General features: G+C 71.7%; 14 protein-coding genes and 2 pseudogenes. 8 read left to right on the top strand and 8 right to left on the bottom strand.

Going from position 1 to position 13,774, the window contains the following annotated elements; translation table 11 throughout:
* A pseudogene (locus AC0IY0_RS24505) lies at positions 1-587 on the bottom strand (EAL domain-containing protein); the annotation flags it as partial.
* Between the two features lie 302 nt (positions 588-889).
* Here AC0IY0_RS24505 and AC0IY0_RS24510 point away from each other — a divergent pair.
* On the top strand, positions 890-1,762 hold the full coding sequence (locus AC0IY0_RS24510) for a MipA/OmpV family protein (protein WP_471765906.1): 873 nt from the start codon (positions 890-892) through the stop codon (positions 1,760-1,762).
* A 77-nt stretch (positions 1,763-1,839) separates the two neighbouring features.
* A complete protein-coding gene (locus AC0IY0_RS24515) occupies positions 1,840-2,061 on the top strand; it encodes a heavy-metal-associated domain-containing protein (RefSeq protein ID WP_147857329.1) in 222 nt (73 codons plus the stop codon).
* Between the two features lie 110 nt (positions 2,062-2,171).
* Here AC0IY0_RS24515 and AC0IY0_RS24520 read toward each other — a convergent pair whose 3' ends face one another.
* Entirely contained in the window at positions 2,172-2,321 is a 150-nt protein-coding gene (locus AC0IY0_RS24520; RefSeq protein ID WP_187193489.1) for a hypothetical protein, read from the bottom strand.
* 363 nt (positions 2,322-2,684) lie between these two features.
* Here AC0IY0_RS24520 and mnmG point away from each other — a divergent pair, with 363 nt between their 5' ends.
* From mnmG to AC0IY0_RS24540, 4 genes are read left to right on the top strand one after another with little or no spacing between them, the layout of a single operon-like run.
* Complete coding sequence (mnmG, locus tag AC0IY0_RS24525) at positions 2,685-4,574, top strand: tRNA uridine-5-carboxymethylaminomethyl(34) synthesis enzyme MnmG (protein ID WP_471765908.1); 1,890 nt, start codon at positions 2,685-2,687, stop codon at positions 4,572-4,574.
* The gene (gene rsmG / locus AC0IY0_RS24530) at positions 4,571-5,206 is read left to right on the top strand and encodes a 16S rRNA (guanine(527)-N(7))-methyltransferase RsmG (RefSeq protein WP_471765910.1); all 636 of its coding nucleotides are present in this window, start codon (positions 4,571-4,573) and stop codon (positions 5,204-5,206) included. Before mnmG ends, rsmG begins: the two co-directional genes overlap by 4 nt.
* Positions 5,203-6,108 (top strand): ParA family protein, encoded by a 906-nt coding sequence (locus AC0IY0_RS24535; RefSeq protein ID WP_246692111.1) that lies wholly within the window; start codon positions 5,203-5,205, stop codon positions 6,106-6,108. The genes rsmG and AC0IY0_RS24535 overlap by 4 nt, the downstream gene beginning before the upstream one ends.
* A gap of 56 nt (positions 6,109-6,164) precedes the next feature.
* Entirely contained in the window at positions 6,165-7,085 is a 921-nt protein-coding gene (locus AC0IY0_RS24540; RefSeq protein ID WP_471765912.1) for a ParB/RepB/Spo0J family partition protein, read from the top strand.
* Positions 7,086-7,400: 315 nt separating this feature from the next.
* On the opposite strand, the gene holA is transcribed toward AC0IY0_RS24540, so the two are convergent.
* From holA to AC0IY0_RS24565, 5 genes and pseudogenes are all read right to left on the bottom strand, one after another.
* On the bottom strand, positions 7,401-8,432 hold the full coding sequence (gene holA / locus AC0IY0_RS24545; protein ID WP_471765914.1) for a DNA polymerase III subunit delta: 1,032 nt from the start codon (positions 8,430-8,432) through the stop codon (positions 7,401-7,403).
* A gap of 7 nt (positions 8,433-8,439) precedes the next feature.
* Positions 8,440-8,985, bottom strand: coding sequence for an LPS assembly lipoprotein LptE (lptE, locus tag AC0IY0_RS24550; RefSeq protein ID WP_147910370.1), 546 nt, complete (start codon positions 8,983-8,985; stop codon positions 8,440-8,442).
* A 121-nt stretch (positions 8,986-9,106) separates the two neighbouring features.
* The gene (locus AC0IY0_RS24555; RefSeq protein ID WP_471765915.1) at positions 9,107-10,060 is read right to left on the bottom strand and encodes an AEC family transporter; all 954 of its coding nucleotides are present in this window, start codon (positions 10,058-10,060) and stop codon (positions 9,107-9,109) included.
* Between the two features lie 110 nt (positions 10,061-10,170).
* Positions 10,171-10,365, bottom strand: a pseudogene (locus AC0IY0_RS24560) (hypothetical protein); the annotation flags it as partial.
* Between the two features lie 365 nt (positions 10,366-10,730).
* On the bottom strand, positions 10,731-11,597 hold the full coding sequence (locus AC0IY0_RS24565) for an acid phosphatase (protein ID WP_419828729.1): 867 nt from the start codon (positions 11,595-11,597) through the stop codon (positions 10,731-10,733).
* Positions 11,598-11,823: 226 nt separating this feature from the next.
* Here AC0IY0_RS24565 and AC0IY0_RS24570 point away from each other — a divergent pair, with 226 nt between their 5' ends.
* Complete coding sequence (locus AC0IY0_RS24570; RefSeq protein ID WP_419828730.1) at positions 11,824-12,387, top strand: hypothetical protein; 564 nt, start codon at positions 11,824-11,826, stop codon at positions 12,385-12,387.
* Positions 12,384-12,821, top strand: coding sequence for a hypothetical protein (locus tag AC0IY0_RS24575; protein WP_147940905.1), 438 nt, complete (start codon positions 12,384-12,386; stop codon positions 12,819-12,821). The genes AC0IY0_RS24570 and AC0IY0_RS24575 overlap by 4 nt, the downstream gene beginning before the upstream one ends.
* 92 nt (positions 12,822-12,913) lie before the next feature.
* Here the strand turns inward: AC0IY0_RS24575 and AC0IY0_RS24580 are convergent, their stop codons facing one another.
* The gene (locus tag AC0IY0_RS24580) at positions 12,914-13,771 is read right to left on the bottom strand and encodes an alpha/beta fold hydrolase (RefSeq protein ID WP_471765917.1); all 858 of its coding nucleotides are present in this window, start codon (positions 13,769-13,771) and stop codon (positions 12,914-12,916) included.
* Positions 13,772-13,774 lie beyond the last annotated feature (3 nt).

The raw sequence follows: 13,774 nt of genomic DNA on the forward strand, positions 1-13,774 counted from the left end.
GGACGGGGCGGGATTGGGCGCGGCACCGGCGGTGCCTCCGGAGTGCGCGTCCCGGCGACGGGTTGCGGCGCGGGCTGGGCCACCCGCGGCGGGCTCGCGGGAATTGCCGTGTCAGGCTCGGCGCCGGGGGCCGCCGGGATGCGCTCCGGCTCGGCCGGCGGCAGCGCGGCTGGCGGGGGCTCCGGGCGCGGCTCGGGCCGGGCCTTGAGGCTGGCGATCTCGGTATCCTGGGTGCTGACCACCGTCGTCAGGTCGCGGACGATGCCGCTGAGCAGCCCCAGCTCCACGGTCAGCTCCTGGACCTCGGCCCGCAGTGCGGGATCGCCGGCCTCCGGCCGCGGCGGCACGACGGCGGTCTCGGCCTTCAGCAGCCGCCGGGACAGCAGATCGACCTCGCCGGACAGCTTCTCGCAGCGCGCCTTCAGGGCGGTGGTACGCGCCTGGGCGAGGCCGGCCGCCACGGCGGCGAGCGCACCGAGCGCCAGGGCGCTCATGAGCGGCGCGAACACCGCCAGCGGCCCGAGCACGACCAGCGCCAGGAGCCCGGCCGCCAACAGCCCCGCGTACCGGCCGAGGACCGGGACCATCTTCAAAAACACCTACCCGGGTCACGCACCGGCCGCCGGGAGAAGTCCCGGGATTGATTCGGCGGGCGAAGACCGATTCGGAGATCTTTGTCGCCGCGCGGCCCCGGCGGCAAGGCGAGCGGACGCGATTTCCGCCCGGTGTGGTGCCGGAGCCAGCCGGAACGTTGCGGAATCGTCACGGACAGGCGGTTTGCGAGTGCTCGGAAGACGATTGCGCGGGTCGCTCATGTGGATGGAAAGAAAAGGCGGCATAAAGCGCGGCTATGACCACAGTGTCTTCAAGCGTTCCGAAGTGCGTTCCGATGCTCCGTTCTCTCCGTCGTGTCGGCTCGTCCGTCGGCGCCCTCGTTCTGGTCCTCGCCGCCGCCCCGAGCCGCGCGGCAGATCTTGAGGCGGCGCCCGCGCGCCGGGGGCCGGTCTTCACGCAGCTCGACCCGGGCGCCGTCGATCCGAGCACCTGGATCGTCACGGTCAGCGCCTCGCTCCAGGCAATCCCGCGCTATCCCGGCGCATCGGACTACACCGCGGTCGGCTATCCCTCGGTCGACATCCGCAAGGCCGGCGAGCCGCGCCGCTTCTCGACCCCGGATGACGGCTTCAGCGTCTCGTTCTACGACGATCCGGTGTTCCGGATCGGCCCGACCGCCCGGATCGTGCCCGGCCGCTATTACGGTGACGACCGGCGCCACCTGTTCGGATTCCGGGATGCGCGCATCGCCCTGGAGCCCGGCGTGTTCGCCGAGTTCTACCCCGCCCCGTCCATCCGCACCCGTGTGGAAATCCGCCAGGGCGTCTACGGGCATCACGGCACGGTCGGCTCCTTGGCCGCCGACTACCTGATGCCGACGGGTGCGTTCCTGTTCTCGATCGGCCCGCGCCTCAACGTCGGCGATGCCAGCTACGCCCGGAAGTATTTTGGCGTGTCGCCGGCCGAGGCCGCGCTCAACGGCCGTGTGACCCCGTACAATCCCGGCGGCTTCTATTCGGCGGGGGTGCTCGGCGCCGTGACCTACACCCAGAGCGAGACCTGGGCCTACACGGCCTATGCCGGCTACGCCCGCATCCTGGGCGCGTCCGGCGACAGCCCGCTGGTGCGCCGGCCGTTCGGCAATCCCGACCAGTTCCAGTTCGGCCTGAAGGTCGACTACGCGTTCCGCATGCCCGCTCAATTCTGAGGCGTCTTGCGCCGGCTGCGCCGCGCTCCGACATGCCCGTCACAGGAATGCCGGTGACACGGTTGATGGAGGCCCGGATGGACGAGACGCGCGCCGACCTGCTGATGCAGGTGGAGGGCATGACCTGCGACGGCTGCGCCGCCGCGGTGACCCGCACGGTCAACCGGATCGACCCGGGGGCCGAGGTCGAGGTGGACCGGGAATCCGGGCGTGTCGCGATCCGCACCGACGCCCAGGCCCTGGTGATCGCCGACGCCCTCACCAAGGCCGGCTACACCGCCACGGCCATGACCGGGTGAGGGGAAGCCCGGTCGGCATCTCCCGTCCGCGCTCGGCTCGCGTCGGATGAGGTCGCGCCGCGGGGTGGGGCGGGGAACAGCTACCCCCCGATTTCGACCGCCACGCCCGCCTATGACCGGCTGAGGAACATCCCGGTCAGCAGCAGCCCGAAGGCCGCCAGGCCGAACAGGCCTTCCTTGCGGTGGGTGTGATCGAGGAAGTGGGCGGCGGCGCCGGCCGCGCAGCAGGCGGCACCCAGGCCGATGGTCAGCGACGACATCGCAATCCCTCCGCATCGCGCGCCGCCCGCCGACGCTGCGAAACAGTCCCGGTCCCGGGGCCTGTCGGACGCCGTTGTCCGTTCAGGATTTCATCTCGTGTACAGGCTGGCACGACGCGAAAGCACTGGCAAGCGTGCGCGAGAGCTTATCTGTCTGCGCGCCGCTTGGAATTTCCGAAGTTCTGCCGGCAAGAATTCGTGCTGCGCTCGCCCGGACGGCCTCGAATACTGCGCCGTGTTCATGGCCCCCTGCCCCGCCATGCGTGGGACACAGGCGTCGAGCGCGTCGATTCTCTGGTTCGATCCAAGGGTCCCGCGGCCGGATGCGTTGACCGTCCCGGCCGCACCCGCGTAATCACCCGCATGCGCACCACATCATCCGACCGGTTCGACGTCGTGGTCGTCGGCGGCGGCCATGCCGGCGTCGAGGCGGCTGCCGCCGCCGCCCGCTGCGGCGCCCGCACGGCCCTGGTCACCCACGACCCCGCCACGATCGGGGCGATGTCGTGCAATCCCGCCATCGGGGGGCTCGGCAAGGGCCATCTCGTCCGGGAGGTCGACGCCCTCGACGGCCTGATGGGCCGGGTCGCGGATGCGGCCGGCATCCAGTTCCGGCTGCTCAACCGCCGCAAGGGGCCGGCCGTGCGCGGACCCCGCACCCAGGCCGACCGCAAGCTCTACGCCGCCGCCATGCAGGCGGCCGTCGCGGAAACGGACGGCCTCACGGTGGTTGCGGGCGCCTGCGAGGATCTCGTCCTCGATCCCGAGGGGCGCCTCCGCGGTCTCGTGCTGGCCGATGGCCGCACCATCGCCTGCGGGGCCCTGGTGCTCACCACCGGCACGTTCCTGCGCGGGCTGATCCATATCGGCGAGCGCCAGATCCCGGCCGGCCGGGTCGGGGAGGCGCCGGCGATCGGGCTGGCCCAGACCCTCGACCGGCTCGACCTGCGACTGGGTCGTCTGAAGACCGGCACCCCGCCCCGCCTCGACGGACGCACCATCGACTGGTCCGGTCTGGAGATGCAGGACGCGGATGCCGACCCGGTGCCGTTCTCGACGCTCACGGACAGGATCACCACGCCGCAGATCCGCTGCGGCATCACCCGGACCAACCAGGCGGTCCACGACCTGATTCGGGCGAACCTCCACCGCTCGCCGATGTATTCCGGCGGCATCGCCAGCCGCGGCCCGCGCTACTGCCCGTCGATCGAGGACAAGGTGGTGCGCTTCGGCGACCGGGAGGGGCACCAGATCTTCCTCGAGCCGGAGGGGCTGGACGATCCGACGATCTACCCGAACGGCATCTCCACGGCTCTGCCCGAAACTGTGCAGAACGACTTGATCCGGCTGATCCCCGGGCTCGAGCGCGCCGCCATCCTGCGGCCGGGCTACGCCATCGAGTACGATTACGTCGATCCGCGCGAGCTCGATGCCGGGCTGCAGGTCAAGCGCCTGCCCGGCCTGTTCCTGGCCGGCCAGATCAACGGCACCACCGGCTACGAGGAGGCGGCAGGCCAAGGGCTCGTGGCTGGGCTCAACGCGGCCCGGCGCGCCGGCGGCCTCGACGCCGCGACCTTCGATCGGGCCGAATCCTATCTCGGGGTGATGATCGACGACCTCGTCACCCACGGGGTCAGCGAGCCGTACCGGATGTTCACCTCGCGCTCCGAGTATCGCCTGTCGCTGCGGGTCGACAATGCCGACGAGCGCCTGACCCCGCGCGGCCTCGCGCTGGGCTGCATCGGGCCGGGTCGGGCGGCTCATTTCGCGTCCTCCCAGCAGCAGCTCCAGGCGGCGCGGGCCCGCCTCGACGCGGTCAGCCTCACCCCCAGCCAGGCCGCCACCCACGGGATCGTGCTGAACCGCGACGGCATCCGCCGCAGCGCGTTCCAGCTGCTGGCCTATCCCGAGATCGCCTGGGGGCAGCTCGCCGCGATCTGGCCGGAACTGGCCGGGACGTCGCCGCGGGTGGCGGACCGGCTCAAGACCGACGCGACCTACGCGGTCTATCTCGATCGGCAGAATGCCGACATCGCCGCCTTCCGGCGCGACGAGGCCGTGCGGCTGCCGCCGAGCCTCGACTATGCCGGGATCAGCGGCCTTTCGAACGAGATGCGGGTCAAGCTTGAGACCGTTCGGCCGGGCACCCTCGGCCAGGCGGCGCGGATCGAGGGCGTCACGCCGGCTGCCCTCACCCTCCTGGCCGCCCATGCCAGACGGGCCGTGCCGGACGCCGGCCGGCGCGCGTCATGAGCGACTCGGACCGCACCCGGATCCTGGCGGCCTCCGGTGTTTCACGTGAAACAGCCGCGCTGCTCGATCTCTACGTCGCGCAGCTCCGGCGCTGGCAGCCGATCAAGAACCTCGTCGGCCCGGCCACCCTGGCGGAGGTCTGGAGCCGGCACATCGACGACGCGCTGCAACTCCTGGACCTCGCCCCCGAGGCCCGAACCTGGCTGGACCTCGGTTCCGGCGCCGGGATACCGGGCTTGATCCTCGCCATCGCGGGTCGGTCACGCGGCATCCAGGTCGATCTGGTGGAGAGCAACGCGCGCAAATGCGCCTTCCTCACCGAGACGGCGCGGCTGACCGGTGCCCCGGCCCGGGTGCGCAACGCGCGGATCGAGGCGGTGATCGGCGAGTTCGCCGGCGTCGACGTGGTCTGCGCCCGTGCTCTGGCGCCGATGACGCAGCTCCTCGCCTGGACCGAGCCGCTGTTGAAAACGGGCACCACCGGCCTGTTTCCGAAAGGGCGCGACGTGCAAGCTGAATTGACCCAGGCCGCCGCGCAGTGGAGAGTCGTTAACGACCTCGTGCCGAGCCGGACTGATTCCGAAGCCCGGATCGTGCGCGTCACTGCCCTCGCCGCCCCGAGCCATCGATGACCGAAGCGATCCTCGGCGACTCCGCCGACCGGTCCATGGATCCTTCCCGCGATCCTGTCCGTGATCCCGCCCGTAGCTCCACCCCAGGCCCGTCCGTGCGGCATCCCCTGCGCATCCTCGCGCTCGCCAACCAGAAGGGCGGCGTCGGCAAGACCACGACCGCGATCAACCTCGGCACCGCGCTGGCGGCGATCGGCGAGGACGTGCTGGTGCTCGATCTCGATCCGCAGGGCAACGCCTCCACGGGGCTGGGCATCGACCGGGCACGCCGTCACGTCTCGACCTACGACGTCATGATCGGCGAGGCGACGCTGGCCGAGGCGGTGATCCCCACGGCGGTGCCGCGGCTGTCGATCGCGCCCTCCACCATGGATCTGCTCGGCCTGGAGATGGAGCTGGCGACCCTGCCCGACCGGGCGCACCGGCTGCGCGCCGTGCTCAAGGACATCGCCCAGGCGCAGAGCCTGAACCGGATCAGCTACGTGCTGATCGATTGCCCGCCCTCGCTCAACCTGCTGACCATCAACGCGCTCGCCGCCGCCGACGCGGTGCTGGTGCCGCTGCAATGCGAGTTCTTCGCCCTGGAGGGCCTGAGCCAGCTGCTGCGCACCGTCGAGCAGGTCCGGGGCGCCCTGAACCCGAAGCTGACCATCCAGGGCATCGTGCTGACGATGTTCGACCCGCGCAACAACCTCTCCGCCCAGGTGGTGGCGGATGTGCGCGGTTTCATGGGCGACAAGGTCTACGAGACCGTGATCCCCCGGAACGTCCGCATCTCCGAGGCGCCGTCCCACGGCAAGCCGGCTTTGCTCTACGATTTGAAATGTGCCGGCAGCCAAGCGTATCTGCGCCTCGCCTCCGAGGTGATCCAGCGTGAAGGCCGGGTGCCGGCGGCGGCGTGATTGTGTGATCCCCAGAAGCCGGGGATCGAGTGCGGAGCGTGACACGGGTGACAAGGATGGCGGAGGAGGGGGCACGACCCCGTCTCGGGCGCGGGCTCGCGGCGCTGATCGGCGATTTCGGCGACGCCGGACAGGCGGCCAAGCTCGACGGAAAGATCGAGCCGCAGCGCAAGGTCCCGGTGGAATTCCTGCGCCCGAACCCGCGCAACCCGCGCCGCAGCTTCGGCGAGGCGGAACTCGCCGAGCTCGCGACATCGATCAGCCAGCGCGGCATCATCCAGCCGATCGTGGTCCGGCCGCTCGGCGATGTGCCGGGGGCTTTCGAGATCGTGGCGGGCGAGCGGCGCTGGCGCGCGGCCCAGAAGGGCGGCCTCGACGAGGTGCCGGTGGTGATCGTCGAGATCGACGACCGCGCCTCCCTGGAATTCGCCATCCTGGAGAACGTCCAGCGGGCCGACCTCAACCCGATCGAGGAGGCTTCGGGCTACGAGCGCCTGATGCAGGATTTCGCCTATACCCAGAAGGAGTTGGCCGAGATCCTCGGCAAGAGCCGCAGCCATCTCGCCAACACCCTGCGGCTGCTCAACCTGCCGCCCGCCGTGCAGGACCGGGTCACCGCCGGGGAACTTACCGCCGGCCATGCCCGGGCGCTCCTGGCCGTGCGCGATCCCGAGGGCGTGGCCCGCCGGGTCGTGGCCGAAGGCCTGTCGGTGCGCGAGGTCGAGGCGGTGGCGGCGTCGGAGGCCGCCGATGCCGCGAAGCCCGACACTCCCCGCCCCGGCCGTCCGCGGCTCTCCGCCGAGCGCCCTGCCCCGGTGCGCGACCTGGAGTTGCGCATCCGCCGGGCCCTGGGCGTCGAGGTGACGTACAAGCCCAAGGACGCGGAATCCGGCGAGATTCGCATCCGCTACGAGACCCAGGACGAGCTGGAAGGTTTGCTCAACCGCTTCAAGGTGTCGGAGCCGGAGGAGGGCTGAGGACGCGTTTCGCGGTCTCCCAGCGCTTCAACGACCTCCGAGATCCCGCCTTCGATCGGAGGTGTCGCGGCCACAGGATGAATCGCCTTGTCGTTCCGGGGCGCCGCAGGCGAGCCCGGAATCCGGATCCGCCGACGGCGCCGGACCTTGATCTTTCGGCGGCTATGGATCCCGGGCTGCGCTGCGCGGCCCTGAGATGACGAAGTGGATGATCGCGCGCTGCGAGAAGTCCCGACCGTGCGAAGACTCAAATCCCCCCGTGAGGGGAACGCACGCCATTGCAGGCCTGCGCGTCCTATCGAGCCAGCATCACCTCTAACGCCGCCGCCTTGCCCCCGCCTCCGCCACCCGCAGCAGCGCCGCCGAAGCGAGAGCGTGGGCCAGTTCCGGCTCGGCCCGTCGGCAGGCCAGGACGGCCTCCTGCAGGGCCTTGGCGGCCTGCCGGAGGGTGCCGGCCGGCCACGTGGCGAGCTGGCCCTCGATGCTGGCCTTGCGCTTGAAATGCAGGCCCCGCCAGGCCGCCGCCATCAGGGCCGGGGTCTTGTCCGGATTGTCGAGGCGAGTCGCCAGCAGGGTCAGGGCGTGCCGCAGGGCCGAGCCCAGCACCACGCCGGGATCCAGCCCCTCGTGCCGGAAGCGCCGGTAGTCGCGCTCCACCGCCTCGCGGCGCCCGTCGAAGGCGGCGTCGATCAGGGTGTTGAGCACGCTGGCGGCGACGTCGCTGGTCACGGCCTCGACATGGTCGAGGGTCACGGTCCCCTCCCCGGCCGCGTAGAGCGCCAGCTTCTCGATCTCCATCAGGCTCGCCCGTCGGTCGCCGCCCAGGCTGCGGGCCAGGACTTCCCGGGCGGCCCGGTCGATCCGCAGGCTGCGCTCCTGAAGGGTGCGGTCGATCAGGTCGCCGAGCGTGCGCTCGTCGTCGGCGTAGCAGGGAATCGCCAGCGCCCGGGGCGAGCGCTCGCAGAGGACGCGCATCGGGTTGTTCTTGGCGAGGTCGCCGCCCTCCACGACGACGCGCGCGTCGGCGATCTCGGCGGCCAGCACCGCCTCGACGGCGGGCGCGTAGTTGCGGCTGCCGGGCCGGACCCAGATCGACCGGCGGCCGCCGAACAGCCCCATCGTGCCGGCCTCGTCGCACAGCCGGCCCGGGTCGGAGGCGAGGGTGTCGCCGTCGATCCGCACCAGCGCGAAGGGATCGCCGGGGTCGGTGACGAAATCCTCGGCGAGCTTGCGGGCGCGCTCTGTGACCAGGCCGGTATCGGGCCCGTAGACCAGGATCACCGGGATGCGCGGATCGGGCCCGCGCCGGATCAGCCCCTCGATCTCGCCCGCCTTGACGGCCGTCAAAGCCGGCTCACGGCTTGGTGGACAGCACGGCCGCGAGGCGGGTCTTGATCTGGTCCGCCAGCACGCTGGCCAGGCGGATCTCGGCGTCGCGCGCCGCCCGCTGGCTGGCGAAGCGCTGGACCGAGCGGTCGTAGGTCGCGGTCGAGGTGGCCACGCCCTCGGAGTAGACCTTGGCGCCGGCCATGTCCTCCAGGCTGTACTTGATGTTGGCGACCAGCGTACCGGCCTCGGCGCGGCCGGTGGTGGAGGAGACGATCGGGGTCTGCACGATCTCGGAGCCCGAGAGCTTCAGCCGATAGCGCTTGCTCGACGGCTGGCCCGACCCGTCGAGCTCGAACACCAGTTCGCTGCGCAGGTAATGCCCGAGCCGCTCCTGCCCTTGCGCCATCGCCACGTCGTCGACCTGCACGGAGGCCAGCAGGGCCTGCACGGTCTCGCCGGAGGCGGTCGGCCCGTACAACGGACGGAAGCAGGCCGACAGGCTCAGCGCCAGGCCGGCGACGCAGGCGAGGCGGCCGACCCGGCCCGCAACCGATACTTCCGAACGCACCATCACGTCGCCGTTCCGCCCCGCGTCATCGCCGCCACTCTTAGCCCGGACCGGGCGGGCCGCGCCATGAGGCTACGCGGCAACCGTTACGATTCCTCTGCGGCGGGAGCGTGGTCGCGGTGTTTCAGACCGTTGCCAGATAGCCCGACACCGTGACGATCGACAGGATCGTCGAGACCAGCACCACCCGGGCGGTCAGGTCGGCCTCCCGGCGGTAGAATTCCGCCAGCATGAACGGGCCGGTGCCGGTGGGGAGGGCCGCCATCAGCACCGCGACGTGCAGCAGCAGCGGCGGCAGGTCGAACAGGAAGCGGCCGAGCCCGTAGGCCAGCAGCGGCTGCCCGGCGAGCTTGAGGCCGACCAGAAGGGCGGCCGCCCGGGTCTGCGCGCCGCCGGGCCGGCGCTTCTGGGCCAGGAACAAGCCGAGCGCCACCAGGGCGCAGGGCGAGGCCGCGCCCCCGAGGAGCTTCAGGAAGGTCTCGGCCGACACCGGCAGGGTGAGGCCGGCGGTCGGTACCAGGGCGCCCAGCGCCGGCGCCACCAGGAGCGGGTTGCGGATCAGCGACCGGCCGACCGTGCGCCAGACCGGGACGCCGGACCCGCCCGCGCCGCCATCGCCGGTCTCCCGCCGCAGCCCGGTCTCGATCAGCACGATCGCCACCGCGAACACCCCGCAGACCGTGAGGATCGCAGCCACGGTTGTCGGGGCCAGCGCCTCCGGGCCGAACGCGACCAGCCCGAGCGGAAAGCCCATGAAGCCGGTATTGGGATAGCCGGCGTTGAGCCCGTCCACGGCGGCGTCGGAGAGCGGTCGCCCCTCCCCGCGCCGGATCAGCACCGTCAGGGCGAACACCGCCAGGCTGCTCAGCCCGAAGGCGCCGATGAAGCCGGGTTTCCAGATCGCGCTCCAATGCGCGTGCGCGGTCACGTCGAACAGCAGCGCCGGCAGGGCCAGGAACACCACGAACCGGTTGAGCTCGGTGGTCGCCGCAGTGCCGAGCACGCCGATCCGCCGCGCCAGCCAGCCGGCGAAGATCAGCGCGAAGATCGGCAGCACGACCAGCAGGGTCGAGAGCATGGGCGGCCCGGGTGGGAGGACGAGGCTCCGGCCTTAGGACAGGAGCCGCATCGACCTCCAGTGCCGGGGACGGGAACCTGCCATGCTCCCCTGCCCCGCGGGAGCCGCGACCAGCGATAGATCAGGCTGCCGATCACCGTGGCGGGGGCGCCGCGATAGCAGAAGCCCGCCTCGCAGGTCGTGGAGCTGCGGTCGAAGAGGTTGAGCGCGTTGATCGGTGCACGAAACCCTTTGTCTTTCGGATCGAGCGCCGCAACGTCGTAGGCGACCAGGGCGTCGGACAGGGTGACGGTCGGCGGTGAGACCCGAGGGCCGCCGCCCCCGCCGCCGGTGGCCGCGCTGTTGCCGTTGCCGCCGCTCACGTTGGCGCCGCCGAAGCCGGCCCCGGCCGGGAGAACCGAGGTCGGGCGGGCGGCCTCGACCGAGATCTCGTTGAGCTGCACGTCTGCGCCCTTGACGTCCGTGCCCCGCGCGACGGCGGCGTTCGTCAGGGCGGTGGCGGTGAGCAGAAGCCCGAGGCGGGCGGAACGCGGCGGCACGATGGATCCCGGGATGCGCCACGCATCGGCGCTTCGACCCCAAGATCATCCCGTCGCGGGCGATCGATCAGCCCGAAAGCGTGTCGTCAGTCGGACACTTGGAGGTGTTCGCATCTGGACTCGTTCGTGGCTCAGAACTCCAGCGGCGGCTCCCGGAGGGCGTCGGCCTCGCGGGTGCAGATGGCCTGGTCGGGGGCCGCGCCGCCGCCGGACAGGGCGCCCCGGAGCTCGGCCCGCGCCTTCTCCAGATCGGCCCGGAAGCCCGGATCGCCCATCAGCGTGGCGAGGACCGAGGAGCCGGTGATCCGCCCCGCCGCCACGTCGCTCAGCCAGTGCACCCCGCACACGACCCGGCTCTCGCCGTAGGCCCGGCCACGAGCCAGGATCGCGGTCGCCTTCTCGGGCACCAGGGAGGCCAGGATCAGCGCGTAGGCCCAGCCCTGCGTGGCATGGCCGGACGGGTAGCTGAAGCTGTCGGTGAGCGCCTGGGTCCGCTGGACGCAGATCGGCGCCTCGTTGCCCACGAAGGGCCGCAGCCGCCGGTAATGGACCTTGGGGCCGCGGGTCGCCCGGGCGAGGTCGAGGCGCGTGCGCTCGAGGAGGTTCATCACCGCCGGCACCCGGGTCTGGTCGATGCGGATGCCGAGCACGCAGGCGAAGTTCTCGAGGACCGCGGAGGCCCCCTCCGACACGTCGTTCGCGGCGATCTCCCAGCGGGCACTGCCCTTCAGCGCGCGGGTGCTGTTGAAGGCCGCCCGGTCGGCCTTGTCGAGCGGCGCGTCGTGGGCCGGCGGCGCCGGCAGGATCTGGACGGCATCGGGACCCGCGGTCTCGGCCAGGTAGGGCTTGATCGCCGGCTTGCCCGGCTTGAGCGTGTCGGCCCCGAGCGACGGCGCCGCCGGCGGGTTCGCCGGGGCTGGCTGGGGCATATCCTCGGCGCGCACCGGGGTCGCGGCCGCCAGCAGAGCGAGGATCGGCAAGGTCAGGGTGCGGCGCATCGGATCCTTGGCGGTGTCGGCGAAGGGGCGGGAGCGGAGGCGGGCCGGTCCCGCAGACAAACGACCGACTTGCAAACGAACGACTTGGCGGGACGGTTCAGTCCGCACACAGGGCTCTCATTCTGTCCAGGGGCGAACCCGGCGGTTCGTCGAGCGGGCGGGGCGGTTGACCCGAAGCCGCGTTCACGCGAACGCTGCACCATCCCCGCTCCGGCCTTCCGACCCCATGGCTCAGCCGCTCGACCGCGCCCGCCTCCTCGAGGCTTTCGAGGCACTCGGTGCCGACCTCGCCGAGTACGGACGGTTCGTCGAGATCGCCGTCTACGGTGGCGGCGCGCTGATGCTGCAATTCGCCTGGCGGCGCAGCACCGAGGATGTCGATGCGGTCGTGCGACCCGGCTACGACGAGGCAGCCCTGGCACCCTCGGTGGCCCGGGTCGCCGCGCGGATGGGACTGGAGTCGGATTGGCTCAACGACGCCGTCGGGATGTTCACCCCGCTCGACGAGGATGAGACGCTGTTCGCCCTGTCCGGCACGTTCCCGGCTGATGGGACGCCGGGACTTCGGACGGTTGTGGCCAAACCCGCCTACCTCCTGGCGATGAAACTCCATGCCCTGCAGAGCCTGGATCGCGGCGACCGTGACCTGAACGACGCCCGTGCCCTGGCCGCTCACTTGGGCCTGCGTGATGTGGAAGCCCTGGAACAGCTGTACCGCGCGATCTACGGCGAAGACCCATCACCGGAGGCCCGCAGTCGATTCTCGGCCGTCTTCGCGGGGACGCCATGAGGCCGCGTTCCCTGGCTGCCGTGGTCGAGCGCGCGCGCGGCGACGGCGACTGGGAGCATCACCTGCGCGACTTCCTCGACGCCTTCTACGCGGCCGATGGCGACGTTGCCCGGCAGGCCGCCTTCGTGGCCGACGAGCCCGGCCTGCTGGGGCGGCCGGAGGCGGACGCGTTCCTGGGTGGGGCCGGTGAGCATCTGGCCCGGCGCTGGGGCCTGCCCATCCCCGGTTGGGTCCGGGCCGAGGAGCGGTATCTGGCGACGGCCCTGTTCGTCCCCGGCGACAAGGCCCTGCGGGGCTACCTGATCTGCGTCAGCCCGGTCTCGTTCCGGACGCGGCTGATCTTCACCGGCCCAGATCCGCTCCAGCGCGCCCGCTTCCCCTACCATCGCGGTGTCATCACGATGCCACCGGAGCATGGGTTTCCAAAGGGCTGAGCCCGGTGATCGGGGCTGAGCCCTGATGATGCCAGGGCTCAGCCCTGGACCCGCAAAAGGTCCCGGACTTTTTGAATCGATAAATTTGCCGGCTAATTCGCTCGGATCGCGGTTGCGACCGCGGCCGGAAACTCCTCGTGCGGGCTGAGCGCGCCGGGGATCGCGGTGCTGGCGACCCGGCCGTGGGCGATCAGCGCGTCCATCTCGGCGCCGGAGCGGCGCGGGGCGTTCTCCGGCCGCAGCACCAGGGTCGGCGGCAGGCCGTCCCCGAACAGGTCCAGGAAGGCCGCGCGGTCGCCCACCGGGTCGAGGCCGCCGGTGACGAAGGCGGCGGTGCCGAAGCGGCCGTTGCGCTGCCGGGTGATGGCGTGCTTGGCGCGAATCAGAGCCGGTGTGACGTGAGCCGCGTCCGCGTAGACGTGGGCGCGCATCATCCGGCCGATGATCGGCGGGCTGATGTTGAGCCGGTAGAGCGCCTCGCCGAGGATCGGCGCCTCGACGGCCCGGCGGATCCGCGGGAACCAGTGCGCCCGGCTCGGCATCGCGGTGGGCAGCGGCCCGCGCCAGGTCGGCGCCACCAGAACCAGGCGCGCGAACGCTGCCGGGTGCCTGCGCGCCGCGGCGACGAGATAGCCTGCGGCGTGGCCCGCCGCGATCCCGACCGCGTAGGGGCCGGGCGCGGCGGCGAGCAGCGCGTCCAGGAAGGCGTGCAGGGTGTCGGGACCGAGCGGCAGCCGGGTGCGCGGCCGGGCGCCGAAGCCCGGCCAGTCCGGCACCAGGCAGCGGTACTCGGAGCCGATGGCGTGGGCGAGGGCGTGCATCTCGGACCGGTCCGAGATCGTGGACAGGGCCGGCAGCAGCAGCGCGTCGGGCCCCGCACCGATCACGGCGCACGGGGTCGGCACCGGCCGGCCCGCCACGATCAGGTCCAGGGTCCGCGTCGACTCCACAGG

Source organism: Methylobacterium sp. AC315, from assembly GCF_979253755.1.

Bases quoted from the DNA above. Each gene is read 5' to 3' on its own strand.
- AC0IY0_RS24510 (WP_471765906.1), top strand. From the start codon at position 890: ATGCTCCGTTCTCTCCGTCGTGTCGGCTCGTCCGTCGGCGCCCTCGTT.
- AC0IY0_RS24515 (WP_147857329.1), top strand. From the start codon at position 1,840: ATGGACGAGACGCGCGCCGACCTGCTGATGCAGGTGGAGGGCATGACC.
- AC0IY0_RS24520 (WP_187193489.1), bottom strand. From the start codon at position 2,321: ATGTCGTCGCTGACCATCGGCCTGGGTGCCGCCTGCTGCGCGGCCGGC.
- mnmG (WP_471765908.1), top strand. From the start codon at position 2,685: ATGCGCACCACATCATCCGACCGGTTCGACGTCGTGGTCGTCGGCGGC.
- rsmG (WP_471765910.1), top strand. From the start codon at position 4,571: ATGAGCGACTCGGACCGCACCCGGATCCTGGCGGCCTCCGGTGTTTCA.
- AC0IY0_RS24535 (WP_246692111.1), top strand. From the start codon at position 5,203: ATGACCGAAGCGATCCTCGGCGACTCCGCCGACCGGTCCATGGATCCT.
- AC0IY0_RS24540 (WP_471765912.1), top strand. From the start codon at position 6,165: ATGGCGGAGGAGGGGGCACGACCCCGTCTCGGGCGCGGGCTCGCGGCG.
- lptE (WP_147910370.1), bottom strand. From the start codon at position 8,985: ATGGTGCGTTCGGAAGTATCGGTTGCGGGCCGGGTCGGCCGCCTCGCC.
- AC0IY0_RS24555 (WP_471765915.1), bottom strand. From the start codon at position 10,060: ATGCTCTCGACCCTGCTGGTCGTGCTGCCGATCTTCGCGCTGATCTTC.
- AC0IY0_RS24565 (WP_419828729.1), bottom strand. From the start codon at position 11,597: ATGCGCCGCACCCTGACCTTGCCGATCCTCGCTCTGCTGGCGGCCGCG.
- AC0IY0_RS24570 (WP_419828730.1), top strand. From the start codon at position 11,824: ATGGCTCAGCCGCTCGACCGCGCCCGCCTCCTCGAGGCTTTCGAGGCA.
- AC0IY0_RS24575 (WP_147940905.1), top strand. From the start codon at position 12,384: ATGAGGCCGCGTTCCCTGGCTGCCGTGGTCGAGCGCGCGCGCGGCGAC.